The organism is Nonomuraea sp. MG754425, from assembly GCF_021699195.1.
Classification (GTDB): Bacteria; Actinomycetota; Actinomycetes; order Streptosporangiales; family Streptosporangiaceae; genus Nonomuraea.
In genome coordinates, this window is the sequence record NZ_SSXE01000019.1 from 47780 (window position 1) to 70472 (window position 22693).

At 73.2% G+C, this 22693-nt stretch carries 24 protein-coding genes; 15 read left to right on the plus strand and 9 right to left on the minus strand.

What is annotated here, in order from left to right; all coding sequences use genetic code 11:
• The first annotated feature begins 36 nt into the window (after positions 1–36).
• The 9 genes from FAF44_RS09640 (at position 37) to FAF44_RS09680 (ending at position 8575) form a co-directional block, all read left to right on the plus strand.
• Complete coding sequence (locus FAF44_RS09640; protein WP_237102711.1) at positions 37–732, plus strand: hypothetical protein; 696 nt, start codon at positions 37–39, stop codon at positions 730–732.
• Positions 729–1601, plus strand: coding sequence for a LysR family transcriptional regulator (locus tag FAF44_RS09645; protein WP_237102712.1), 873 nt, complete (start codon positions 729–731; stop codon positions 1599–1601). The genes FAF44_RS09640 and FAF44_RS09645 overlap by 4 nt, the downstream gene beginning before the upstream one ends.
• Before the next feature lie 19 nt (positions 1602–1620).
• Positions 1621–1890: a sulfurtransferase TusA family protein gene (locus tag FAF44_RS09650; protein WP_237102713.1), complete on the plus strand. Its 270-nt coding sequence runs from the start codon at positions 1621–1623 to the stop codon at positions 1888–1890.
• Positions 1891–1978: 88 nt separating this feature from the next.
• A complete protein-coding gene (locus tag FAF44_RS09655; protein ID WP_237102714.1) occupies positions 1979–2995 on the plus strand; it encodes a LacI family DNA-binding transcriptional regulator in 1017 nt (338 codons plus the stop codon).
• A 330-nt stretch (positions 2996–3325) separates the two neighbouring features.
• Positions 3326–3643, plus strand: a complete 318-nt coding sequence (locus FAF44_RS09660; RefSeq protein WP_237102715.1) for a DUF3140 domain-containing protein — start codon at positions 3326–3328, stop codon at positions 3641–3643.
• A 4-nt stretch (positions 3644–3647) separates the two neighbouring features.
• The gene (locus tag FAF44_RS09665) at positions 3648–3998 is read left to right on the plus strand and encodes a nuclear transport factor 2 family protein (protein WP_237102716.1); all 351 of its coding nucleotides are present in this window, start codon (positions 3648–3650) and stop codon (positions 3996–3998) included.
• A gap of 37 nt (positions 3999–4035) precedes the next feature.
• Positions 4036–4248: a hypothetical protein gene (locus FAF44_RS09670; protein ID WP_237102717.1), complete on the plus strand. Its 213-nt coding sequence runs from the start codon at positions 4036–4038 to the stop codon at positions 4246–4248.
• Positions 4249–4314: 66 nt separating this feature from the next.
• Positions 4315–7185 (plus strand): BTAD domain-containing putative transcriptional regulator, encoded by a 2871-nt coding sequence (locus FAF44_RS09675; protein WP_237102718.1) that lies wholly within the window; start codon positions 4315–4317, stop codon positions 7183–7185.
• A gap of 460 nt (positions 7186–7645) precedes the next feature.
• Entirely contained in the window at positions 7646–8575 is a 930-nt protein-coding gene (locus tag FAF44_RS09680) for an acyl-CoA desaturase (RefSeq protein WP_237102719.1), read from the plus strand.
• 45 nt (positions 8576–8620) lie between these two features.
• Here FAF44_RS09680 and FAF44_RS09685 read toward each other — a convergent pair whose 3' ends face one another.
• Positions 8621–8842: a hypothetical protein gene (locus FAF44_RS09685; RefSeq protein WP_237102720.1), complete on the minus strand. Its 222-nt coding sequence runs from the start codon at positions 8840–8842 to the stop codon at positions 8621–8623.
• 69 nt (positions 8843–8911) lie between these two features.
• Here FAF44_RS09685 and FAF44_RS09690 point away from each other — a divergent pair, with 69 nt between their 5' ends.
• The 4 genes from FAF44_RS09690 to FAF44_RS09705 all read left to right on the plus strand — a co-directional run bounded on the left by FAF44_RS09690 (position 8912) and on the right by FAF44_RS09705 (position 12828).
• Entirely contained in the window at positions 8912–10060 is a 1149-nt protein-coding gene (locus FAF44_RS09690) for a sensor histidine kinase (protein ID WP_237102721.1), read from the plus strand.
• A complete protein-coding gene (locus tag FAF44_RS09695; protein WP_237102722.1) occupies positions 10057–10725 on the plus strand; it encodes a response regulator transcription factor in 669 nt (222 codons plus the stop codon). Before FAF44_RS09690 ends, FAF44_RS09695 begins: the two co-directional genes overlap by 4 nt.
• Positions 10726–10822: 97 nt before the next feature.
• Positions 10823–12073, plus strand: coding sequence for a cytochrome ubiquinol oxidase subunit I (locus tag FAF44_RS09700; RefSeq protein ID WP_237102723.1), 1251 nt, complete (start codon positions 10823–10825; stop codon positions 12071–12073).
• A gap of 14 nt (positions 12074–12087) precedes the next feature.
• Positions 12088–12828 (plus strand): cytochrome d ubiquinol oxidase subunit II, encoded by a 741-nt coding sequence (locus FAF44_RS09705; RefSeq protein ID WP_237102724.1) that lies wholly within the window; start codon positions 12088–12090, stop codon positions 12826–12828.
• On the opposite strand, the gene FAF44_RS09710 is transcribed toward FAF44_RS09705, so the two are convergent.
• Positions 12819–13577 (minus strand): alpha/beta fold hydrolase, encoded by a 759-nt coding sequence (locus FAF44_RS09710; RefSeq protein WP_237102725.1) that lies wholly within the window; start codon positions 13575–13577, stop codon positions 12819–12821. The genes FAF44_RS09705 and FAF44_RS09710 overlap by 10 nt on opposite strands.
• A gap of 67 nt (positions 13578–13644) precedes the next feature.
• On the opposite strand from FAF44_RS09710, the gene FAF44_RS09715 reads away from it, so the two are divergent.
• Positions 13645–14244, plus strand: coding sequence for a TetR/AcrR family transcriptional regulator (locus FAF44_RS09715; RefSeq protein WP_237102726.1), 600 nt, complete (start codon positions 13645–13647; stop codon positions 14242–14244).
• Between the two features lie 88 nt (positions 14245–14332).
• Here the strand turns inward: FAF44_RS09715 and FAF44_RS09720 are convergent, their stop codons facing one another.
• From FAF44_RS09720 to FAF44_RS09730, 3 genes are all read right to left on the minus strand, one after another.
• Complete coding sequence (locus FAF44_RS09720; protein ID WP_237102727.1) at positions 14333–15514, minus strand: helix-turn-helix domain-containing protein; 1182 nt, start codon at positions 15512–15514, stop codon at positions 14333–14335.
• A 66-nt stretch (positions 15515–15580) separates the two neighbouring features.
• A complete protein-coding gene (locus FAF44_RS09725; protein ID WP_237102728.1) occupies positions 15581–15778 on the minus strand; it encodes an EF-hand domain-containing protein in 198 nt (65 codons plus the stop codon).
• A gap of 31 nt (positions 15779–15809) precedes the next feature.
• Positions 15810–16688 carry a LysR family transcriptional regulator gene (locus tag FAF44_RS09730; protein ID WP_272894280.1) on the minus strand — a complete coding sequence of 293 codons (879 nt, stop codon included), beginning with the start codon at positions 16686–16688 and terminating at the stop codon, positions 15810–15812.
• Positions 16689–16750: 62 nt separating this feature from the next.
• On the opposite strand from FAF44_RS09730, the gene FAF44_RS09740 reads away from it, so the two are divergent.
• Positions 16751–17731, plus strand: a complete 981-nt coding sequence (locus FAF44_RS09740) for an aldo/keto reductase (RefSeq protein WP_237102729.1) — start codon at positions 16751–16753, stop codon at positions 17729–17731.
• On the opposite strand, the gene FAF44_RS09745 is transcribed toward FAF44_RS09740, so the two are convergent.
• The 4 genes from FAF44_RS09745 to FAF44_RS09760 all read right to left on the minus strand — a co-directional run.
• Complete coding sequence (locus FAF44_RS09745; protein WP_237102730.1) at positions 17728–18915, minus strand: lipopolysaccharide assembly protein LapB; 1188 nt, start codon at positions 18913–18915, stop codon at positions 17728–17730. The genes FAF44_RS09740 and FAF44_RS09745 overlap by 4 nt on opposite strands.
• Positions 18912–20315, minus strand: coding sequence for an ATP-binding protein (locus FAF44_RS55735; protein WP_237102731.1), 1404 nt, complete (start codon positions 20313–20315; stop codon positions 18912–18914). Before FAF44_RS55735 ends, FAF44_RS09745 begins: the two co-directional genes overlap by 4 nt.
• 76 nt (positions 20316–20391) lie before the next feature.
• Positions 20392–21687, minus strand: coding sequence for a crotonyl-CoA carboxylase/reductase (ccrA, locus tag FAF44_RS09755; RefSeq protein WP_237102732.1), 1296 nt, complete (start codon positions 21685–21687; stop codon positions 20392–20394).
• On the minus strand, positions 21684–22693 hold a 1010-nt coding region (locus tag FAF44_RS09760; RefSeq protein WP_237102733.1), incomplete at its 5' end, for a thioesterase domain-containing protein. The genes ccrA and FAF44_RS09760, both read right to left, overlap by 4 nt.

The window sequence follows — 22693 nt, forward strand, 5'->3', positions numbered from 1 at the left end:
TGGGGCTCATGACCGGGTTGCCGCATAGTAGCGGGCATGACGCGAATCCTGGATGTGGCGATCGTCGGCGACTACGACGAGAGGTCCCTCCCGCAGGCGGCCACCGGCGAGGCGTTGCGGCACGCCGCCGACCGGCTCGGCGTCGGGGTGCAGGTCCGGTGGGTGGCGACCGAGCCGCTCGAGTCCGACCTGTCGGAGGTCAAGGCGGCCGACGTGTTGTGGTGCGCGCCGGGGAGCCCGTACCGGAGCCTGCTGGGCGCGCTGGCCGCGCTGCGGTTCGGCCGCGAGAACGGCATCCCCACGCTGGGCACCTGCGGCGGCTGCCAGCACATCGTGATCGAGTACGCCCGGAACGTGCTCGGCTTCGAGGACGCCCACCACGCCGAGTACGACCCGTACGCCTCCACCCTGTTTGTCAGCGAGCTGGCCTGCTCGCTCGCGGGCCGGACCATGCCCGTCGCCCTCACCCCCGGCTCCCGCGCCGCCACCCTGTACGGCGCCCTGTCCGCCGAGGAGGAGTACTACTGCAATTTCGGCATCGACCCCGCCCACCAGCGCACCCTGCACGACGGCGGCCTGCGGGTGACCGGCGTGGACGGCGACGGCGAGGCCCGGGTGCTGGAGCTGCCCGACCACCCGTTCTACCTGGCCACCCTGTACGTCCCGCAGACCCGTTCCACCCCGGCCGCGCCGCACCCGCTGGTGACGGGCCTGCTCAGCGCGGCTCTATGACGTTCACCCAGCTCAGGGTGCTGCGGGCGGTCGCGCGTACGGGCAGTATGACGCGCGCCGCCGAGGAGCTGGCCACCACGCAGTCCGCCGTGAGCCACGCGCTGCGCGCCCTGGAGCGGGAGCTCGGCGTGGTCCTGCTCGTCCGGGGCGGCCACGGGGTGAGCCTGACCGCCGTCGGCCGGGCCGTGTGCCACCGGGCCACGCTCATCCTCAACCAGCTCGAAGCCCTGGAGCAGGAGGCGTCCGCGGCCCGCGGGCAGGACGGCGGCGCGCTGCGCGTGGGCGTCATCCCCAGCGCCAACGCCCGGCTGTTGCCGCCGATCCTGCGCGCCTTCGGCCGGGCGCACCCGCAGGTGCGGCTCACGGTGATCGAGGGGTCGGACGGCGAGGTGCTCGAATGGCTCAGGACGGGCGCGGCCGACGTCGCCACCCTGACCGACGCCGCGGCCGGGGTGAGCCCCGAGCTGGTGACCGAGCCGCTGGCGCGGGACCGCCTGCTGGCCGTGCTGCCCACCGGCCACGATCTGAGCGCCGGGCCGGCGGTGCCGGTCGCCGAGCTGGCGCGGCATCCGTTCATCATGTCCACGGGCGGGTGCGAGCCGCTGATCAGGTCGCTCGGGGTGCGCTGGCGCTGCCACTACCGGGTGCGCGACACGGGCAGCATCCTCGCCATGGTGGCCGAGGGGCTGGGGGTGAGCATCATGCCGGAGCTGTCGCTACCCGCCCGCCTGACCGGGGTCGCCGCCCTCCCCCTGGAGCCGGAGACGCCGCGGACGATCCTGCTGGGCCTGCCCGCCGACCCGCTGCCGGCCGCGGTCGCCTTCGCCGCGCTGGCCCGCGCGCACACCCCCGGTCCTGGCGGCACGTGAGGGGTGGTTTCCTATACGCATGCCTGATCTCGTAGTCGACGGCGGCGACAAGCTGTGCGTGCAGTTGCTCATCGAGCTGCGGGCCCACGTGCGGGCCGTCGGACCGGGCGCCGTGATCCACCTGATCGCCTCCGACCCCGCCGCGCCCGTCGATCTGCCGGCGTGGTGCCATCTCACCGGGCACACCTACCTGGGGCCGGTGGAGGGGGCCGAGCGGGCCACGTACGCGCTGCGGGTGGCCGGGGCCGCCGCCGAGACGCAGGAGTCGAAGCCCTGGCATGCGGCTTAAGCGGTTAATATCCCATCCCTTCCGCATGGGAGAAGAACCGCCGGGTGGCCTACAGTAAGAAGGGTTACCCGGTTCAGAGAGGGAGTCCGTGAAGCGACCGACGATCGCCGACATCGCCAGCCGGGCGGGAGTGTCCAAGGTGGCGGTCTCCTACGCGCTCAACGGGCAGCCGGGGGTGTCGGAGGCCACGCGGGCCAGGATCGTCGCCATCGCCGACGAGATCGGCTGGCGTCCCAACAGCGCGGCGCGCGCGCTCAACGGCGCCCGCGCCAACTGCGTGGGCCTGGCGCTGTGCCGGCCCGCCCGCATCCTCGGCGTCGAGCCGTTCTTCATGGAGCTGATCAGCGGCATCGAGGGCGTGCTCGCCGACCGCTCCTACGCGCTGCTGCTCCAGGTCGTCACCAGCCACCAGCAGGAGAGCGAGGTCTACCGCCACTGGTGGGGCGAGAGCCGCATCGACGGCGTGTTCCTCGTCGACCTGCACTACGCCGACGCCCGCGTGGCCGAGTTGGAGCGGCTCGGCATGCCGGCCGTGGTCATCGGCCATCCCTCAGAGTCGGGCTCGCTGTCGGCCGTCTGGTCAGAGGAGGGCGAGGCCGTGCGCGAGACGGTCGGCTACCTGGTGGCGCTGGGCCACCGCCGCGTGGCGCGGGTGGCCGGGCTGCCGGAGCTGGTCCACACGACCGTCCGCGACCAGGCGTTCGCGCAGGCGTGCGAGGGCGTGGCCGAGCACGTCATCGTGCACACCGACTACACGGGCGAGGAGGGCGCCAGGGCCACCAGGCGGCTGCTCAGCTCCCCCGACCGGCCCACGGCCATCGTCTACGACAACGACATCATGGCGGTGGCGGGCCTGTCGGTCGCCCAGGAGATGCGGGTGGAGGTGCCGCGCGACCTGTCCATCGTGGCGTGGGACGACTCTCCGCTGGCCCAGGTGGTGCGTCCGCCGCTGACCGCGCTCACCCGTGACATCCCCGCCTACGGCGCCCATGCCGCGCAGCGGCTGCTCGCGCTGATCGCGGGCGAGAGCGTGCCCCCGTTCGAGGACCAGGCCGCCATCCTCACGCCGCGCGGCAGCACCGGGCCCGCCCACCCCGCCGCGTAGACCCGCGCGCGAAAGCTCCCGGGCCCGTCCGGCACGTGTCACGGGCGGGGACCGCGGCTGGCAGACCGCCCGTCCGGGCCCGTGACACGTGCCGTCCCCTCCTCGCGGCACCCCAGGGGAGCCGCCCCCGCGTCCCCCGCGCCGAGGCGACTCCACCGTGACCGAGTCGCGGGGACACGCGCTGAGTACCGCAATACCTAAACGAGACAGGAAATTCGGTGAATCGTAACCAAATTCGCGGGCCCCACCGGAAAACTCCTTTGTCGGATGCCGTCCCCGGGCGGACGACACGGGTGCGTAACGCGTGACCTGGCGGGTAGGCGGGCCAGTATGAGTGAGGGCATCGACAACGACGTGCTCTGGAACGCGTTCCACCGGGCGGTCAACATGAACTCGGAGGAGCTGCGGGCGTACCTGCTCACCGAGGCGTCCGATGAGGAGGGCTTCCCGCCCGACCCCGACCTGGGCATCGACGAGCTGGGGCGGGCCGTGCTGCACGTCCTGGGCAAGCGCAAGGGCGACCTCACCAGGGCCGACATCGACGTGATGCGCCGGGTCGTGGCGCTCGTCGAGACGATGGGCGAGCGCACGGACGACGACTCGCGGCGCGAGCTCATGTCCGTGGGACACGACCCGCTGAGAGGATGACCCCATGGTCCAGCCACATCAGTGGATCGAGGGATACGTCCGCGCCTGGAACTCCAACGATCCCGACGACATCGCCGCGCTCTTCAGCGAGCAGGCGGTCTACTACACCGAGCCGTTCAGCTCGCCGTGGCAGGGGCGGGACGAGATCGTCCGCGAGTGGCTGGGCAGGCAGGACAAGCCTGGTGAGGCCACGTTCGAGTGGCATCCGGTGAGCGTGACGGACGACGTGAGCGTCATCCAAGGAGTCACGACATATCTTGACAAGACGTACAGTAACCTCTGGGTGATCCGGTTCGAGCCCGACGGGCGGTGCCGGGAGTTCACTGAATGGTGGATGCGACACGATGCCAAATGATGCAATGGGCCGCACCCTCTTCACCCGAGGAGATCTGTTGAGAGACAACCTCGACCTCGCCGCGAGCGCCCAGGAACTGGCCGACGCCGCCCCGACGGGATCGATCGACCACGCCGCCGCCTCGTCCGTGGCCATCACGCTGGCCACCACCCGCGACATCGACGACGCCAGGAAGACGTTGCAAGGGGTCTCACCCGAGGAGGTCAAGCGGGCGGCGCTGGCCCTGTTCGACCGGCTCTCCGCGCAGTAGGCGGGCGGGCCGCGAACTCGGCCGGGGCGCGTACTGTTGACTCGGCGTGTGGTTCGTGGAGGGTGAGTGCGGGTCGGGATTCTGGGGCCGCTGCGGGTGGCGGGCAGCGAGATCGGTGGGGCTCGCGTGCGTACGCTGCTGGTGCGGCTGGCGCTGGACCCCGGGCGGGTGGTGACCGCCGGCCGGCTGATCGACGACCTGTGGCCCGACGATCCGCCCGCGCATCCGGCGGCGGCGCTGCAGTCCCTGGTGTCCAGGGCGCGCAGGCAGGCGCCGGGGCTGATCTCCTCACATCCGGCCGGTTACGCGCTCGACGTGCCGCCGGGCGAGGTGGACGCGTGGGCGTTCGAACGGCTGGCGCGCGCGGGCGACGCGCGCGGGGCGCTGGCGTTGTGGCGCGGGGCGGCCCTGGCGGACGCGGCCGGGCTGCCGTTCGCGGCGGGCCCGGCGGCGCGCCTGGCGGAACTGCGGCTCACGACCCTCGCCACCCGGATCGCCACCGACCTCGACCACCCGCCCGGCTCCGGCCATGGCACCGGCGCGGACGTGGTGGCGGAGTTGGAGGGGCTGGTCGCCGCGCACCCGCTGCGCGAGCCGTTCCACGCGCTGCTCATGCGGGCGCTGGTCGCCCAGGGGCGGCGGGCCGAGGCGCTCACGCTCTTCGAGCGGATCAGCACCGCCCTGGCCACCGAGCTGGGCGCGGACCCGGGCCCGGAACTGCGGCAGGCCCACCTCGACGCGCTGCGTGACGAGAAGCCGCCGCCGCCCAGAAGCAACCTGCCCGCCCGCCTCACGAGCTTCGTGGGCCGGGCCGAGGACGTCGCACGAGTCGGCGGCACCCTGGAGGAGGCCAGGCTCGTCACGCTCGTCGGCCCCGGCGGGGCGGGCAAGACGCGGCTGGCCGTCGAGGTGGCCGCCGGGCTGGCCGTGCCCGACGGGGTGTGGCTGGTCGAGCTGGCCTCCGTCGCGGACGTACGGGCGGCGGTGGAGGGCGTGTTCAGGACGAGCGACCTCGTGGCCGCGTTGCGCGGCAGCGCGCCCCTGATCGTGCTGGACAACTGCGAGCACGTGATCGAGGAGGCCGCGCGGGTGACGCGGTGGCTGCTGTCGCAGGTCGCCGGCCTGCGGGTGCTGGCCACCAGCCGGGAGCCGCTCGACATCCCCGGCGAACGGCTGCACCAGGTGCTGCCGCTGCCCGAGGGCCCGGCCGCCGAGCTGTTCACGGACCGGGCCGCCGCGGCCAGGCCGGACCTGACGGTGCCGCGGGCGCGGGTGGCACAGATCTGCCGGGAGCTGGACGGCATCCCGCTGGCCATCGAGCTGGCCGCCGCGCGGCTGCGGACGATGCCGGTGTCCGTGCTGGTCGAGCAGCTCGGCGACCGGCTGGCCTTCCGTGGCGGGCGTACGTCCGAGCCGCGCCACCGCACCCTGCGCGCGGTCATCGACTGGAGCTGGAACCTGCTGTCCGGACGCGAGCGGGAGTTGCTGCGCGGCCTCACGGTGTTCTCGGGCGGGGCCACGTACGAGGCCGTCTCCCGGGTCTGCGGCGGCGACCCCGACCTGCTCTCCTCACTGGTGGACAAGTCGCTCATCGCGCTGTCCGGCGACCGCTACACGATGCTGGCGACCATCAGGCAGTACGCCGCCGCCGACCTGCCCGAGCTGCGCCAGGCCCACGCCCGCCACTACACGGAGCTGGCCGAGACCGCCGAGCCGCACCTGCGGACCGGGGCGCAGCTCGGCTGGCTGGCGACACTGGACGCCGAGCGCGGCAACCTCGACGCGGCCCTGCGTCACTCCGACGACCCGCTCAGGCTGATCCTGCCGCTCTTCCGGCTGTGGATCATGCGCGGGCGGTGGCGCGAGATGGGCGAGCAGGCGGCGGCGGTGCTGGCCAGGGTGGGCGACGTGCCGCCGGCCGGACGGGAGCTGGCGCACGGGTTGTGCGTCGCGCTCACGGGCGGCGGGGTGAACGAGACGCTGCGCGAGTCCGAGCATCCGGTGGCGCTGAACGCGTACCTGCTGGGCGGCGCCCCGTCCGAGCCCGGCGACCTGGTGGAGCTGGCCGAACGGACGCTGGCGCGGCTGCGGCACCATCCCGACCTGTGGACCAGGTCGGCGGCGCTGCTGGTCGCGGGCCTGACGCGGTTCGAGTACGGCGCGGTGGCGGGCGCGGAGAACCTGCTGGAGCCGGCGCTGGCCGGCTTCCGCGAGACCGGCGACCGGTGGGGGCAGTGGACGGCGCTCTACTGGCTGTCCCTGGTCGCGGAGAACCGCGGGGACTTCGCCGCGGCGGCGGCGATCGGGGAGGAGCCGGAGCGGCTGGCGGGCGAGCTGTCGGGGCTGGAGGCGTCGCTCGGGCCGATGACGTTCCTGCTGCGGCTCGGGCAGCTCAAGGGCCGGGCCGGCGACCACGCCGGGGCGGCGCTGGCGCTGGACCGGGCCTGGGCGGCGGCCGTGCGTGCGGCGGACCAGGACATGATCGCCCGGGTGCTGCACGCCCGCGCCGAGTTGGCCCGGCGCGGCGGCGACCCGGCCGGGGCCGCGCGGCTGCTGGATCGGGCGACGGCTCTCGACGTCGAGATGACCCCGCAGTTCGGGGCGCTGCTGAACGTGGAGCTGGCCAGGGTGAGCGCCGCGCCGGCCGCGCCCTTACGGCGGGCGCTGGAGCTGATGGCCGGCTGCTCCGACCGGACCGTGCGGGCGACCGTACTGGAGGGCGTGGCCGAGCACCTGACGCCGCCGGCCGCGGCCGAGCTGCTGGGGGCCGCACGGGCGCTGCGCGGCATCGGCGAGTCCGCCGATCCGCACGTCATCGGCCTGGCGGCCCGGTGCGCGAAGGCCCTGGGAGCCGACGCCTTCCAGGAGGCGCTGGCCCGCGGCGCGGCCCTCCCCGGCCCGGAGGCCCACGCCCTCGGCGCCCTCCCGGGCCGGTGAGCCGCTTCCGAACCGGCGAGCCACACGCGGGGTTCCACCCGACCGGGTGAGCCAGGCGCGGCGTTCCGCCCGACCGGGTGAGCCACGCGCGGCGTTCCGCCCGACCGGGTGAGCCACGCGCGGGGTTCCGCCCGGCCCGGGTGAGCCACGCGCGAGGTTCCTCCCGGCAGTGCGAGGCGTGCTGGGCGGTGACAAGCCGGTGCGGCGCGCCCAGGTCGCGAACAGGGCCTCGCGGACCTCCCGGGTGCATGATGTGCGGAGGTGAATCACGACACCGCGCCACATGCTTCCGGTTTGGCGGCGAATGCGTAAAGGTTAGGGCAACTTGCACCGCGAGGTAAGGAGAGCAGTGGCCAGTCCTGGCATCACCGACACCAGGGGCAGTGACTTCGCCCGACTAGCCGATCGCATAGCGGACGCTGGTCTCCTCGACCGGCGTCCCGCTTATTACGCCGTCCGGATGAGCATCATGACCGCTGTCTACATCGGCGGCTGGGCGCTGTTCGCCTGGGTGGGCGACTCCTGGTGGCAGCTTCTCGTCGCCGTCGCGCTCGCGGTGGTCTTCGCGCAGTTCGGCTTCCTGGCCCACGACCTCGGGCACCGGCAGGTCTTCAGGACGCGGCGGCCGAGCGACATCGCGGGCCTGATCATCGGCAACTTCGCCGTCGGGCTCGGCTGGGGCTGGTGGACCACCAAGCACAACCGGCACCACGCCAACCCGAACCACGAGGACCACGATCCCGACGTCTCACCGGCCGTGATCGTCTGGTCCGAGGACCAGGTCGCGCGCAGCACCGGCCTGCCGCGATTCATCGCGAAGTACCAGGCTTTCTGGTTCTTCCCGCTGCTCACCCTGGAGGCGTGGCACCTGCACATCGCCAGCTTCAAGGCGCTGTTCCAGCCCACGGCCAAGCGCCGCAACCTGGAGCTGACGCTGCTGGTCGTCCACTGCGTGCTCTACTTCGGCGCGGTCTTCACCGTGCTGCCGTTCGGCAAGGCGCTGCTGTTCCTGGTCGTGCACCAGGGGCTGTTCGGGATCTATCTCGGCTGCACGTTCGCCCCCAACCACAAGGGCATGCCCGTGCTGACCAAGAACGACAAGCTGGACTTCCTTCGCAAGCAGGTGCTGACCTCCCGCAACGTGCGCGGCAACCTGTTCACCGACGTGGCCCTCGGCCAGCTCAACTACCAGATCGAGCATCATCTGTTCCCCAACATGCCGGCCCCCAACCTGCGCAAGGCGCAGCCGATCGTCGAGCGCTACTGCGCGGAGATCGGCGTCGACTACCTCCAGACGGGCCTGACCGAGTCGTACGGCCAGGCGCTGCGGCACCTGCACGAGGTCGGCGCCGCCCTCCGCGTGCCCAAGGCGGACGCCGCGCTCCGCTGACCCGGACCGGCACCGCCGGCCACCAGACCGAGGGCGCCCCCGACCTCATCGGGCGCCCTCCTCCTCCAGTCGCTGGATCAGCCGGTCACGCCGGCGTTCGAGGTCGGCGATCAGCTCCACCTGCTCGTCCGCCTGGCCGAGCATCGACGAGATCTCGATCTGGTCGGTCGCTCCCATGTCGCCGATCTGGTCGCGGATCTCCTGGTTCTCGGCCCGCAGCCGGGTCAGGTCCTCTTCGACCCGGCGCAGTTCGTCCTTAGTGCTCATCCAACGGCTCTACCCAGAAGCGTCAGCACGATTACCAGGCCATATGCGCAAACGTACAGAATGGTAGGCATGCGCAGGCCGTCGATCGACACGATCGTGTCACTCGTCTCCATCGCCGTCGTGCTGGCCGGGACCCTCTTCACCTACTTCTTCCGCCACATCGACCCGCTGTCGGCGACGGACGTCCTGCTGCCGCTGCTCGCCTGCGGCGGGGTGCTGGCGCGGCGGCGCTACCCGGTCGCGGCGCTGATCGTGGTGGCCTCCTCCGTGGCCGCGTACTATCCGCTGTCCGCGCTCGACGGGCCCGCCATGGTGCTGGTGTTCGTGGCCCTCTACAGCGCGGCCGACCGGGGACGCCTGACCGCGGCCATCGCCACCGGGGCCGCGCTGCTGCTGGCCATGGGCATCGGCGAGACCGGCGGGACCCGGCACGTGGACGACAGCGCGTTCGTGTCGATCGCCGGCTGGGTGGTGGCCGCCATCGCCTTCGGCGGGGTCACCCGCAACCGGCGCGCCTACCTGTCGGAGGCCCGCCGGCACACGCTGGACGCCCTCCAGACCAAGGAGGAGGAGGCCCGGCGGCGGGCCGGCGAGGAGCGGCTGCGCATCGCCAGGGAGCTGCACGACGTGCTCGGGCACAACATCTCCATGATCAACGTGCAGGCGTCGGCGGCGCTGCATGGGCTCACGAAACGGCCGGACGCCGCCGAGACGGCGCTGCGCACGATCAAGGACACCAGCAAGGAGACCCTGCGCGAGCTGCGCACCACGCTGGGCGTGCTGCGCCAGGTGGACGAGGACGCGCCGGTCACGCCCGCCGACAGCCTGGCCCGGGTGGACGCGCTCGTGGCCGCGTCGGGGCTGACGGTCCGCACCGAGCTGTCGGGCCCGCTGGACGCCCTGCCGACCGAGGTGGACCTGGCCGCCGCCCGCATCGTCAGGGAGGCGCTGACGAACGTCTCCCGCCACTCGGGCACGGACCGGGCCACGCTGACGATCGCCGGCACGTCCGGGGACGTCGTCATCGAGGTGAGCGACGACGGCCCCGGCGCCACGTACGACGGGGGCAGCGGCTTCGGCGTCCAGGGCATGCGCGAGCGCGCGAGCGCGCTCGGCGGCGCCCTGGAGGCGGGCCCGCGCCCCGAGGGCGGCTACCGCGTCACCGCCCGCCTGCCCCTCTCACAACCCCTGCACCAGCCGAAGAACGGGACCCGATGATCCGCCTGCTTCTCGCCGACGACCAGACCCTCGTCCGGGCCGGGTTCCGGTCCATCCTCAGCGACGAGGACGACTTCGAGGTGGTGGCCGAGGCCGCCAACGGCGTCCAGGCCGTCGCCGGGGCGCGCGAGCACCGCCCCGACGTGGTGCTCATGGACATCCGCATGCCCGAGCTCGACGGCCTGGAGGCCACCCGCCGCATCGCGGGCGACCCGGCGCTCGACGGCGTCAAGGTGATCATCCTGACCACGTTCGACCTCGACGACTACGTCTACGCCGCGCTGCGCGCGGGCGCGGGCGGCTTCCTGGTCAAGGACACCGAGCCCGCCGAGCTGATCCACGCGGTCCGGGTGGTCGCGAGGGGCGACGCGCTCATCTCGCCCTCGGTCACGCGACGGCTGATCTCCGAGTTCGCCGGCCGGGTCAAGCGGCCGGAGCCGGGCCCCGAGCTGAACGCGCTCACCGAGCGCGAGCGCGAGGTCATGGCGCTGGTGGCCGGCGGCCTGTCCAACGACGAGATCGCCGCCCGCCTGGTGCTCAGCCCGGCGACGTCGAAGACGCACGTCAGCCGGATCATGACCAAGCTGGGCGTGCGCGACAGGGCCCAGCTCGTGGTCATCGCGTACGAGGCCGGCATGATCACCCCGGGCTGGCTTACCTCCTGAGTGGTACGCCGCCGCGTCCCATGCGACTGGGGAGGTACGGCGGGTGCCCGCCCCGGCATGACGCGGCAGGCGGAGCCGTACCGGGAGGCTCTGCCCCATGGACATCGTGGACCTCGCCCGGTTGCAGTTCGCGCTCACCGCGGGCGCGCACTTCCTGTTCGTGGCGCTGACGCTCGGGCTGGCGACGCTGGTCGCGGTCATCCAGACCCGGGCCACGTTCAGCGGCGACCCGGTGCACCTGGGGATGACGCGGTTCTGGGGCCAGCTCTACATCATCAACTACGCGATGGGCATCGTCACCGGGCTGGTGATGGAGTTCCAGCTCGGGCTGTCGTGGAGCGGGCTCACCTCGTACGCGGGGGACGTCTTCGGGGCGGCGCTGGCGATCGAGACGCTGGTGGCGTTCTTCGTCGAGTCCACGTTCCTGGGATTGTGGATCTTCGGCTGGAACAAGCTGAACCGGTGGGCGCACCTGGCGCTGATCTGGGTGGTGACGCTGACGGCGTACGCGTCGGCGTTCTGGATCATGGTCGCCAACGGCTTCCTGCAGCACCCGGTCGGATACGTGCTGGACGGCGGCCGGCTGCGGCTGACGGACTTCGGCGCGATGGTGGCCAACCCGGCGGCGCAGGTGGCCTTCCTGCACGTGCTGTCCGGCGCGATGGTCGTCGGCGGCTTCTTCGTGGCCGGGGTGAGCGCCTACCACCTGAGCAGGCGCACCGTCGCGCAGGACCTGTTCCGCAAGTCGCTGCGGATCGGGGTGGGCGTGGCGCTGCCCGCGCTGTTGGTGACCGCGACGTTCGGCGGGATGGGGTTCGAGACCCTGCAGCCCGCCAAGGCCGCCGCCTGGGTGAACGACGCCGTGCAGCTGGCCGCCGTGCAGGCCGGGATGGCGGCCGAGCTCGGGCCGGGCGACTACCTGCCGTCGGTGGGGGCGGTACGGGCGGGCGGCCTCGTCATGATGGTGTTGTTCGCGCTCATGCTGTTCGTGGCCGGGCCGAGCTTCCTGCTCATGCTCATCCGGCCGGTCGTGCGCGGGTTCAGGTTGTGGCACTGGCTGCTGACGCTGATGATCCCGGTCCCGTTCGTCGCCATGCTGGGCGGCTGGGTCTTCCGCGAGATGGGCCGCCAGCCCTGGGCCGTGTACGGGCTGCTGAGGACGTCCGATGCCATGTCCCCGGTGTCCGAGGGGCAGATGCTCTTCTCGCTGACCGCGTTCGTCACGGTGTTCGCGGTGCTGATCGCGATCAACTGCTGGCTGCTGGCCAGGCACGCCCGGCGCGGGCCCGGCGCGGTGGCGCTGGGCGACCGGCCGATCGAGGCCCCCGTTCCCGTCCCTTCGTTCTGAGGACCGCGCACGTCATGGAGATCTTCATTCTGGGCTTCTTCGCGATCGGCTATCTCGTGCTGGCCGGGGCCGACATCGGGGTCGGCATGGCGCTGCCGTACCTGGGCCGCTCGGGCGGCGAGCGGCGGGAGGTGATCGCCGCGATCGCGCCGTTCTTCCTGGGCAACGAGGTGTGGCTGGTGGCGACCGCGGGCGTGCTGGCCGGGCTGTTCCCCAAGCTGGAGGGCGAGCTGCTGCACGGCAACTACACGGTGGTCGTGACGCTGCTGCTGGCGTGGGTGGTGCGGGACATGGGGCTGTGGCTGCGCGGGCGCGTGCCGGGGCCGCGCTGGGCGGCCTTCTGGGACGGCGCGATCGTGGCCGGGAGCTGGGGGCTGGCGCTGAGCTGGGGGACGCTGCTGTCCCACGTGCTGATCGGCCTCCAGGGGCCGGTGGCGCTGCTGCCCGCGCTGGTGCTGGCCGCGCTGTTCCTCACGCACGGGCTGTCGTTCGCGTCGCTGCGGCTGCGCGGGAGCCTGCGCGAGCGGGCGGCGGTGCTCGCGGGCGGGGCCGGGCAGGCGGGCACGTACGCGCTGACCGCGGCGGCGCTGGTGGCCGTGGGCGTGCTGGCCGGGCTCCGGCTGCCGCTGGAGCCCGGCACGTCGGGGCCGCTGCTGGTGCCGGTCGTCCTGACCCTGATCCCGTTCCTGGTGGCCGCCCAGGCGTGGGTGTGGTGGACGTTCCGGCACCGGGTGAGCGGGCCGTCCTACCTCTGATCGATGAACGTCCGGATCAGCTCGGTGACCTCACGGGGGCGTTCGAGCAGGACGACGTGGCCGCTGTCCAGCTCGGCGTACTCGCTGCCGGGGATGGCCGCGTGCAGGGCCCGGGAGTGCTCGACCGGGATCAGGTAGTCCCGCGTGTTGCCGATCACCAGCGTGGGGGCGGTGATCTTCGGCAGCAGGTCCCTGACGTCCACGCGCAGGTCGAGCTGGATCTGGCGGAGCGTGCCGGGCGGCCCCTCGCCCGCCGTCAGGGTGCCGGCGCCGGCCGCGCCGACGAACTCCGGGCTGAAGGCCAGGAGCGCTCCGTAGGCGGCGAAGCTCTCCGGATCGGTGGCGGCCAGCCGGGACCACGTACGCAGGCCCAGCTCCAGCCGCGAGTCGGCCAGGTGCGTCCACCCGGCGATCAGCACCAGCCGCCTGACCAGTTCGGGCCGCTCGGCCGCGACCTTGGCGGCCACGGCCGCGCCCAGCGAGAACCCGACCAGGTCGGACGGCTCCTCGAACGCGGCGGCCACCTGGCCGGCGAGCAGGTCGAGGGTGAGGTCGCCGCCCGGGTCGGAGGTCTGACCACTGCCCGCGTAGTCGGGGGTGATGACGGTGCGCAGGTCGGCGAGGCCGGGCACGAGGTGGGCGTAGTTGGTGACGGCGTCGCCGCCGGTGCCGTGCACCATGACCAGGCCGGGGCCGGTGCCCGCCTTGAGGTAGTGGACGGTGCCGCCGTCGTGGGGGACCGTGGGCATCGCGGGCAACCTTTCTTTAGCGTTCGTTACAAAAACCATAACATAGCGATCGCTATAGAATGGGGGCATGGCCAGGCAACGGGCATTCGACAGGGAGGCGGCGCTGGAGAGCGCGCTGCTCACGTTCTGGCGGCACGGCTACGAGGCCACCTCGATCGCCGAGCTGACCACCGCGATGGGGATCAGGCCACCCAGCCTGTACGCGGCCTTCGGCGACAAGCGGCGGCTGTTCGAGGAGGCCGTGACGCGCTACCAGCGGACCTACGGGGCCTTCAGCACCCGCGCGCTGGCCGAGGAGCCCACGGGCCGGCAGGCGATCGAGCGCCTCCTGCGGGAGGCGGCGGCCGAGTACGCGAGCCCGGCCCACCCCTCCGGCTGCATGGTCATCACGGCGGCCGTGAACTGCGGCCCGGAGTCGGCCGAGGTGGAGGAGCTGCTGCGCGGCTTCAGGCTGGAGGCCAGGGCGGCGTTCAAACGGCGGATCGACGAGGACGTGGCGGCCGGGCGCATCCCGGACACCACCGACACGGCGGGGCTGGCCGCGTTCTACGCTGCGACGGTCCAGGGCATGTCCACCCAGTCGCGCGACGGCGCCTCCTACGCGGAACTGCTCGCCGTCGCCACCCTCGCCATGTCCGCCTGGCCGCCCGCCGAGGGCCGGACCTGACGGCCGCCGCCACCCTCGCCATGCCCGTCTGACCGACCGCTAGACATGACGGCCGTCACTACCCTCGCCATGCCCGTCGGACCGGCCGTTAGTGGCCGGACATGACCGCCTGCCTGGCCCGTAACGCGATCTCCAGCTCGAAACGGATGTCGGGGTCGGCGAGCTGGTCGCCGTACAGCTCTTCGAGCTGGCGTAGCCGGTAGCGCACGGTCTGCGGGTGCACGTGCAGCTTGGCCGCCACCTCGCCGGCCCCCCGCCCGTGCCGCAACCACGCCAGCAGGGTCTCGGCCAGCCGGTCCTGCTGGGTGGGCCGCAGGTGGGCCAGGGGCGCGAGGCGCACCTCGGCCATCGCGCTGACCAGTTCCTCGTCCTTGAACACCACGAGCGTGGCCATGTGGTCCGCGCAGCGCAGCAGCCCGCGGGGCAGCACGCCGCGCCGGGACAGGTCGAGCGCCTCACCGGCCCAGCGCAGCGACGTCGCGGACGAGGCCAGGGGCACGGTGGGCCCGATGGCCACGCGCCGGCCGCGCAGGGCGCGCTCCAGTGTCTGGGCCTGTCCGGGACCCGCCGGGTCGGGCACCAGCAGGCAGGGCAGCGCCCGCTCCGGCCCGGTGAGCACGTCGGGCGGCAGCGGCGGCAGCCGGCAGGCTCCGTGCTGGTCGTCGAGCGCCACGCAGGCGACGGTCCTGGGCAGCCGCCAGGCGGCGGCCTTGGCCAGGTCGGCGATCACCTCCGGGCCCGCGGACGGCCGGCTGAGCAGCAGGTCGAGCAGGCGGGCGCGGCGGCGTTCCATCTCGCCGGCGGCGTGCGCCCTGGCCTCGTCGAAGCCCTCGGCGGCGGCGTCGGCGAGGGCGTCGAGGTAGACGAAGATGGTCTCGCCCAGGTCGTACAGGGATTGCGGGGACAGGCCGAGCGGCCCGGCGATCTCGGTCAGCCGTCGCCAGCCGACCCGGGCGCCGAGCCGCATCGCGGCCTGGAACGCCTCCAGGTTGCGGCCCTCCGCCGCCTCCCCCTTGCCGATCATGCGGAACGGCTCCGGGTCCCAGGGGGCGTCCGGGTTCTCGACGCGGTCGAGGAAGCCCTCGATGGCCTGCTCGACCGCCATGCGCACGACCTTGATGTAGATCTCGTCCGACGGCCGGGCGTACTCGGGAATGCGGGCCTGGATCTCCTCGATCACCTCTTCGGAGACCCGGCCGATACCCGACCTGAGCGTTTTCACGATGTCCGCGGGTGTACGGCTTTCGCTGAGGTCACTCTTGATCGCCATCGTCCCTCCTGCCGCCATTGTGACCCAGGCAACAGAAGAATGGGTAGCAAACGCTTGTTTCTATCACTACTGGAGGAACGCGCGGAACTCCTCGACGTCGATCAGGCCGTCGCCGTCCTTGTCCAGCTTGCGCACCCCCTCCTGCGCGGCCTCCAGCGTCACCGGCCGGCCGAGCACCTCCATCAGCCGGACGAGCTCGACGGCGGAGATGCGGCCGTCGTCGTCGGCGTCGATCAGGTCGAAGGTGGTCACGTGGTCGCTCATGGAGTAGCCCTTCTACGAGTCCGATCTCGCGTCAGACCTTAGTGGTCACCTGCCGCAGCGCGTCGATGAATGCCCTGACATGCGGGCTTGTGTCACCTTCGCGCCAGGCGATGGCCAGCTCTCCGGGAGACAGCCCGCTGACCGGCCGGTAGGCCATGCCCGGCCGTTTGTACAGCGCGGCGTTCCCCTCGGCCACCAGCACGACCCCGAGCCCGCTGATCACCGCCTCGAACACCTCCTCTGGCGTGTTGGCGGTCACGCCGATCACCGGCTCGTCGTCGCGGGCGTCTCTCCCGAGCCAGAAGTCCCGCAGCGGCCCCGCCGCCCGCGGCAGCGCGATGAACGGCTCCCCGCGCAGCGCCGCAAACGGGACCTCCGCCAGTTCCGCCAGCGGGTGGTCCGCGGGCATGGCGACCCCGCGCCGCTCGGTGGCCAGCACGTGCGTGCGCAGCCCCGGCGGCACCGGCAGCCAGATGAACGCCACGTCGGACGACCCGTCGGCCAGCCCGCCGCTCGGGTCGTCCCAGCCGACCAGCCGCAGGGAGACCTCCCACCCCGGCATGACCGCGCGGAAGCGGCGCAGCGCCTCCTGCTGCAGCCCTCTGCCCACGGCCGTCTGCAGCCCGATCACCAGCGTGCCGGAGGGCGCCGCGGCGCGCGCCTCCTCCACCCCGCCCCTCCACCGTTCGAGCAGGTCACGGGCGATCGGCAGGAGCGCCGCGCCCTGCCGGGTGAGCGCCACGCCGCCGGTCACCCGGTCGAACAGCCAGAACCCGAGCTGCCGCTCCAGCACCCTGATCTGCTTGGACAGCGCGGGTTGGGAGACGAACAGCCGCTCGGCGGCGCGCGTCATGTTCAGGTCTTCGGCGACCGCCACGAAATATCGCAAATCACGCAAATGCACGTCCATAGCCAGTGGTTATCGTAAGGGCTCTTGGACGTCCGGCGGTCCCGCGCGCCAGGATCGCCCCCATGAAGACACGCACTCTCGGCAGTCTGTCCGTTCCCGCCATCGGTTTCGGCGCCATGGTGCTCTCACCCGGCGTGTACGGCGAAGTGGACGACACCCGGGCCGAGGCCGCGCTCAAGACGGCGCTGGACGCGGGCGGCGTCCACGTGGACACCAGCGACGCGTACGGCGTGGACGGCCACAACGAGCGCCTGGTGGGCCGCGCGATCAAGGGCCGCAGGGACGAGGTGATCGTCGCCACCAAGTGCGGCCTGGCGATCCCCGAGGGCGAGCCGAGCCGCTCGCACCCGGTCGGGTACGCCTTCAACGAACTGCGGGTGAACACCGAGCCCCGCCTCGTGCGCGGCTACGCCGAACGCAGCCTGCGCAACCTGGGCACCGACGTGATCGACCTGTACTACACGCACTACACCGACCCCGGCGTGCCGATCGAGGACACCGTCGCCGCGCTGGCCGATCTGGTGCGCGACGGCCTGATCAGGCACATCGGCCTGTCCAACGTGACGGCCGCCCAGCTCAGGGCCGCGCACGCGGTGCACCCGGTGACGGCCGTGCAGAACGAGTGGTCGATGTGGCGCCCCCTGGACGCCGATCTGCTGGCGGCGACACGTGAGCTCGGCGTCGGCGTCGTGGCCTGGAGCCCGCTCGGCAACGGCTTCCTGACCGGCACCGTGCAGACCCTCGACGCGGGCGACTTCCGCCACAACGCCCCCCGCTTCTCGGCCGAGAACCTGGCGGGCAACAACGACCGCTACGCCCCGATCCGGGCGCTGGCCGAGCGGCTCGGCATCAGCCCGGCCCAGCTCGCCCTGGCCTGGCTGCTGCACCAGGACGACCACGTGGTGGCGATCCCCGGCAGCCGCACGCCGTCCCACATCGAGGAGAACCTGGCCGCCGCGGACCTCACGCTGCACCCCGACACCCTGGCCCTGCTCGACGAGGCGCTGGCCGGGTTCGAGGTCAGCGGCGGGACCCTGCTCTAGACCGCGGGGGTGATCCGGCCGCGCACGGGCGTCGCCAGCCAGACCGTGGCGAGCGCCGCGTACACGGCGAGCAGGGCGGCCACCGGGGCGGCCAGCAGCACCGAGACGGCCACGGCGACGGCCAGCAGGACCGCCCAGCCGTACAGGATGGCCCGTCCGCGCGGCGAGCCGGTGTGCGCGGCCTCCTGGACCGGGGTGACCAGGGCCATGAGGGCCGCGCCGGGGACGCCCATGACGTCCGCCTCCAGCACGATGCCCAGCACGAGCAGCACCGCGCCGGCCGCCACCAGGCCCAGGCAGAGCGCCGCCACCCGCGCCTCGACCCCCTCGAACAGCAGCCGGGTGGCCCGGCCGCGGGCCAGCCGCAGCACGCTCCACGCCTCGGCCACCCACGACACCCAGTGCAGCACCGCGACGACGGCGAAGACCAGGATGACCGGCGGGGCCGCGGGCAGCAGGAAGATCAGCCGCCACCCCTGCGGGAACCTGCCCCGCAGCCGCGAGAGCCGCCGGTAGACCGGGTTGCGCCGCTTGAGCGCGGCCACGAGGCCGTCCCTGGCCACGCCGAACCCGGGGTCCAGCCGCAACACCTCGCGGAAGCTCTCCGCCGCCCGCCGCGGGTCGCCGAGCCGCAGCTCCACGTGGCCGAGCGTGAAGTGCGCGGTGGGGTTCTCCGGGTCGAGCCGCACGGCGTCCGCGGCGGCGGCGCGGGCCTGCCGGACGTCGCCGAGGCCCGCGTAGGCCAGCGCCGCCAGACTGGCCAGGTCGGAGTCCTGCGGGTCGAGGCCCAGGCCGCGCAGCGCCGCGTCGAGCATCCGGGGCCAGTCCTCCTTGAGCAGGTGCGCGCGGGCCAGCACCTCCCAGGCGGGGGCGTACTCGGGCTGGAGGTTCAGCGCCGCGCCGACGGCGGCGATGGCGTCGTCGGGCCGGTGGGCCCGGTTGTACACCTGGGCGGCGGCGTAGTGCGGCAGCCACTGGTCGGGGGCGAGCCGGACCGCCTCCTGCGCCTCCCGGACGGCCTCCTCCGCCTGCCCCTGCTGGATCAGCGCGAGCCCGAGCAGCGCGTGCGCCGCGGTGTGCTGCGGCTCCTGGGCCAGCAGGCCGCGCAGCTCGCGCTCGGCGTCGGCCGCGCGCCGGAGCTGCAGCAGCGCCCGCGCCCGCTCGATCGGGTCGGCGACCTTCACCACTTCGCCTTGACCCAGGGCATCAGCTCGTCCCACGCGCCCGAGTCGTTGGCGTGCATCACGTAGTTGCGCGCGGTGCCCATCCACTCGCGGACCGCCGTGGGACGGACGGTCCCGGCCGCGGCGAGCAGGTCCCGCGTGGTCAGCGGGATGGGCCGGCCGGCGCTCAGCGACTGCCGCAGCTTGGCCTCCACCGCCCGGTCCACCACGCCCTTCAGGTCCGCGCCGACGAAGTGCTCGGTCACCCGCGCCACCGCGTCGTAGTCCATCTCGGCCAGCGGCTTGTCCCGGCACAGGATGCGCAGGATCGCGGCCCGCGCGGTGAGGTCGGGCGGCGGCACGAACACCGGCTGGTCGAAGCGGCCGGGACGGCGGAAGGCCACGTCCACGTACCAGGGGGCGTTCGTGGCCGCGAGCACCAGCACGCCCTCGTTGGCGTTCTGGTCCACGCCGTCCAGCTCGGACAGGAACTGGTTGACGAGCTGGCGGGCGTGCGCCTGGCGCATGTCGGAGCGGCGTCCGGCCAGCGCGTCCACCTCGTCGAAGAACAGCACGCACGGGCGGTTGCGGCGGGCCAGGTCGAACGTGGCGCGCAGGTTGCGCTCGCTGCTGCCCGTGTACATGTCGAGGATGTCGGCCAGGCCCACGTTGACGAACGCCGCGCCGAGCTCGCCCGCGGCGGCCCTGGCCAGGTGGGTCTTGCCCGCGCCCGGAGGGCCGTACAGGAGCACGCCGCCGCCCGCGCGCTTGCCGAACGCGGCGAACATCTCCGGCTGTTGCAGCGGCAGCAGCAGCTTGATCCGCAGCGCCTCCTTGACCGCCTCCATGCCCGCCACGTCGGCGAAGGAGACGCCGGAGCGCTCGACCTCCGCCGTGCTCGTGTCACCCGGCCCGGGGACGGACGGCAGGAACGCCGACTCCGGCGGAGGCGGCACGTCACCCGCCGGGACCTTCCGCGTCTCCTGGGGCGCGGCGTCACCTCTGGGCGTCCCGCCCATCCAGGCCCCGAGGCGCGCCTCCAGCTCCTGATCGGCCACGGACGCGTCGCGGGAGGTCGCCTCGAAGTAGCGGTAGGCCGCCTTGCCCGCGTTCCCCTCGCCCAGCAGCGCCCGCGCCGCCAGCACGCCCACGGCGGGCGGATAGCCCGCGGTGGCCAGCAGCGGCTCCAGCGCCGCCATCGCCTGCCCGAACGCGCTCTGCCGGACGAACGCCTCCGCCAGCCCGGCGATCAGCCCCGGGTCCTGGGGCGAGAGCGCGAGCGCCGCGCGGAACTCGGCCTCGGCGTCGGCCAGGTAGCCCTTGGCGAGCAGTTGCCCGGCCAGGTGCTGTCGCAGGGGGAGGTTGTCCGGGGAGAAACGCGCCGCCTCGCGGAGCGCCTGGAGGCCGGCGTCGTCGGGCACGTGCCGTTCCCTTCCATGGGAGGTTTCGGTCATCTCGGACTACGCAAGATACCGAAAGATCTCCCACCCGGCCGGTTCAGGGCCGGAACAGCCGCAGCCGTTCCTCGCCGATCCGCGCCCGCAGCTCCCGGTCCTCGACGCCGAGCCCCTCCTCCGGCGCCAGCGCCAGCACCCCCACCTTGCCGACGTGCTGGTTGAGCTGCACGTCCCTGGTCGCCTGCGCCGTCTCGGCCAGCGGGTAGACGGCCGAGAGCGTCGGGTGGATCAGGCCGAGCGAGATCAGCCGGTTGACCTCGTGGCATTCCTGGTAGTTCGCGCCGTGGGAGCCGATGATGCGCTTGAGCTTCATCCACAGGTGCCGGTTGTCGTACTCGTGGGCGTAGCCGCTGGACGAGCCGCACGTGACGACCGAGCCGCCGCGCCTGGCCACGTACACGGAGGCGCCGAAGGTGTCCCTGCCCGTGTGCTCGAACACGATGGCCGGATCCTCCCCCACCAGCCGCCTGACCTCCGCGCCCAGCCGCCGCCACGCCTTCTCCTCGCCGAGGTCGTCGAACTGGGCCCGGTCGACGACGTGCGGGCAGCCCATCCTGCGCAGCAACTCGGCCTTCTCCGGCGAGCTGACCACGCCGACCGGGATGCCGCCGCCGCGCAGCACGAGCTGCACGCCGTACCCGCCGAGGCCGCCCGTCGCGCCCCACAGCAGCACCACGTCGCCCTGCTTCATCCGCGCGCCACGCTCGCCGACCAGCATCCGGTACGCGGTCGAGGCGCACAACATGTTGCAGGCCGCCTCCTCCCAGCTCAGATGCCGGGGCTTGGCGAGCAACTGGGTGGCCTTGACCACCGCGAAGTCGGCCAGGCCGCCGAAGTTCGTCTCGAAGCCCCAGGCCCGCAGGTCGGCGGCGAGCATGCCGTCGTGGTGCACGACCGGGTCCTCGCCGTCCACGTACGCGGGGCTGGTCACCACCCGGTCGCCGACCCGCCAGCGGCGCACCGCCCGGCCGGTCCTGACGACCACGCCCGCCGCGTCGGAGCCGAGCACGTGCGTGGGCAGGTCGTGCCTCGGGTCCGTACGCCCGAAGCGCTCCAGGAACGCGAACGTCGGGATCGGCTCGAACATCGCCGACCACACCGTGTTGAAGTTGATCGCGCTGGCCAGCACCGCGATCAGCACCTCGTCGTCGGCCAGCTCCGGCATGGGCACCTCACCGACGTGCAGGGTCCTGCGCACGTCCTTGTCGGGCTCGTCCTGGTCGAAGGCGCCGACCTCGTCCTTGCGCAGGTGGGCGGCCCGGTAGGTGGCGGGCACGTCCAGGCGCGCCAGCTCGGCGGGCGGCGCGCCGGCGACCACGGCCTGTGCCAGCGTCATAGCAGTCCTCCCAGGTGCTCGGCGATGACCTCGACGTGCGGGGGATCGAGCAGGTCGAGGTGGTGCGATCCGGGGATCTCGACGATCTCCAGGTCCGTGCAGTACGGCCCGAAGCCCCTCGCGGGGTCGCCCTCGTGGGCGTAACGGGGGTCGCGCACGACCCAGGGGGTGGGCTCCGTGGAGCGGTAGAGCACGACCCGCCCGTGGTACGGGGCCGGACGGTACCGCTCGATGGCCCTGGTGTCCTCGTGCGAGGTGACCTGGTGGCGCAGCACGGCCGCAGGCAGCGCCTCCAGCGCTCCCGACCCGGCCAGCGCGGCCTCGACCGCTGCCGGTCGGGCGTGCTCCGCCAGGTCGCGCAGCTCGGCCGGGTCGAGGCGCAGCTCCACGCCGTACGTGCGGCTCAGGTGGGCCGCGAAGTCCGCGTAACGGCGGGCCTCGATCTCCCGCCGCGCCGCCTCCGGCACCGGTTCGGGCAGGCCCGAGTCGATCATCGCCACCAGCTCGACGTCCGCCGGGCCGAGCTGCCGGGCGATCTCGTACGCCAGGATCCCCCCGAACGACCACCCGCCCAGCCGGTACGGGCCCGGCCCCGCGGCCCTGATCGCCCCGGCGTAGCGGGCGGCGCGCGCGGGGACGTCCATGACGCCGTCCAGCCGTTCGAGGCCCCGGACCGGGGTGCCGGGCAGGCGGCCGGCCAGCAGCGTGTACACGCCGGTGGTGCCGCCGGCGGGGTGGGCGAGGAAGAGCGGCCGTCCGGTCGGGACGGCGTTCAGCCGGCGCACGAGCCCCTGCCCGGCCTCCGCCGCGTCCATCGCCCGGACCAGCTCCGCGAGCTCCCCGACACCGGACGGGGCCCCCGGCGGCCCCGGGATCGGCCGCCCCAGCTCGTCCTCCAGCACAGCGACGGCCTCGCGCAGGACGTCCGGCGGCACGGGCTCCGTGACGGACGGCTCACGCCCCAGCAACCCACCCAGCACCCGCACCACCTGCCGCTCCGCCGCAT

Coding starts and splice junctions, on each gene's coding strand:
- FAF44_RS09640 (WP_237102711.1), top strand. CDS start 37: ATGACGCGAATCCTGGATGTGGCGATCGTCGGCGACTACGACGAGAGG.
- FAF44_RS09645 (WP_237102712.1), top strand. CDS start 729: ATGACGTTCACCCAGCTCAGGGTGCTGCGGGCGGTCGCGCGTACGGGC.
- FAF44_RS09650 (WP_237102713.1), top strand. CDS start 1,621: ATGCCTGATCTCGTAGTCGACGGCGGCGACAAGCTGTGCGTGCAGTTG.
- FAF44_RS09660 (WP_237102715.1), top strand. CDS start 3,326: ATGAGTGAGGGCATCGACAACGACGTGCTCTGGAACGCGTTCCACCGG.
- FAF44_RS09665 (WP_237102716.1), top strand. CDS start 3,648: ATGGTCCAGCCACATCAGTGGATCGAGGGATACGTCCGCGCCTGGAAC.
- FAF44_RS09680 (WP_237102719.1), top strand. CDS start 7,646: ATGAGCATCATGACCGCTGTCTACATCGGCGGCTGGGCGCTGTTCGCC.
- FAF44_RS09685 (WP_237102720.1), bottom strand. CDS start 8,842: ATGAGCACTAAGGACGAACTGCGCCGGGTCGAAGAGGACCTGACCCGG.
- FAF44_RS09690 (WP_237102721.1), top strand. CDS start 8,912: ATGCGCAGGCCGTCGATCGACACGATCGTGTCACTCGTCTCCATCGCC.
- FAF44_RS09695 (WP_237102722.1), top strand. CDS start 10,057: ATGATCCGCCTGCTTCTCGCCGACGACCAGACCCTCGTCCGGGCCGGG.
- FAF44_RS09700 (WP_237102723.1), top strand. CDS start 10,823: ATGGACATCGTGGACCTCGCCCGGTTGCAGTTCGCGCTCACCGCGGGC.
- FAF44_RS09705 (WP_237102724.1), top strand. CDS start 12,088: ATGGAGATCTTCATTCTGGGCTTCTTCGCGATCGGCTATCTCGTGCTG.
- FAF44_RS09710 (WP_237102725.1), bottom strand. CDS start 13,577: ATGCCCACGGTCCCCCACGACGGCGGCACCGTCCACTACCTCAAGGCG.
- FAF44_RS09715 (WP_237102726.1), top strand. CDS start 13,645: ATGGCCAGGCAACGGGCATTCGACAGGGAGGCGGCGCTGGAGAGCGCG.
- FAF44_RS09720 (WP_237102727.1), bottom strand. CDS start 15,514: ATGGCGATCAAGAGTGACCTCAGCGAAAGCCGTACACCCGCGGACATC.
- FAF44_RS09725 (WP_237102728.1), bottom strand. CDS start 15,778: ATGAGCGACCACGTGACCACCTTCGACCTGATCGACGCCGACGACGAC.
- FAF44_RS09730 (WP_272894280.1), bottom strand. CDS start 16,688: ATGGACGTGCATTTGCGTGATTTGCGATATTTCGTGGCGGTCGCCGAA.
- FAF44_RS09740 (WP_237102729.1), top strand. CDS start 16,751: ATGAAGACACGCACTCTCGGCAGTCTGTCCGTTCCCGCCATCGGTTTC.
- ccrA (WP_237102732.1), bottom strand. CDS start 21,687: ATGACGCTGGCACAGGCCGTGGTCGCCGGCGCGCCGCCCGCCGAGCTG.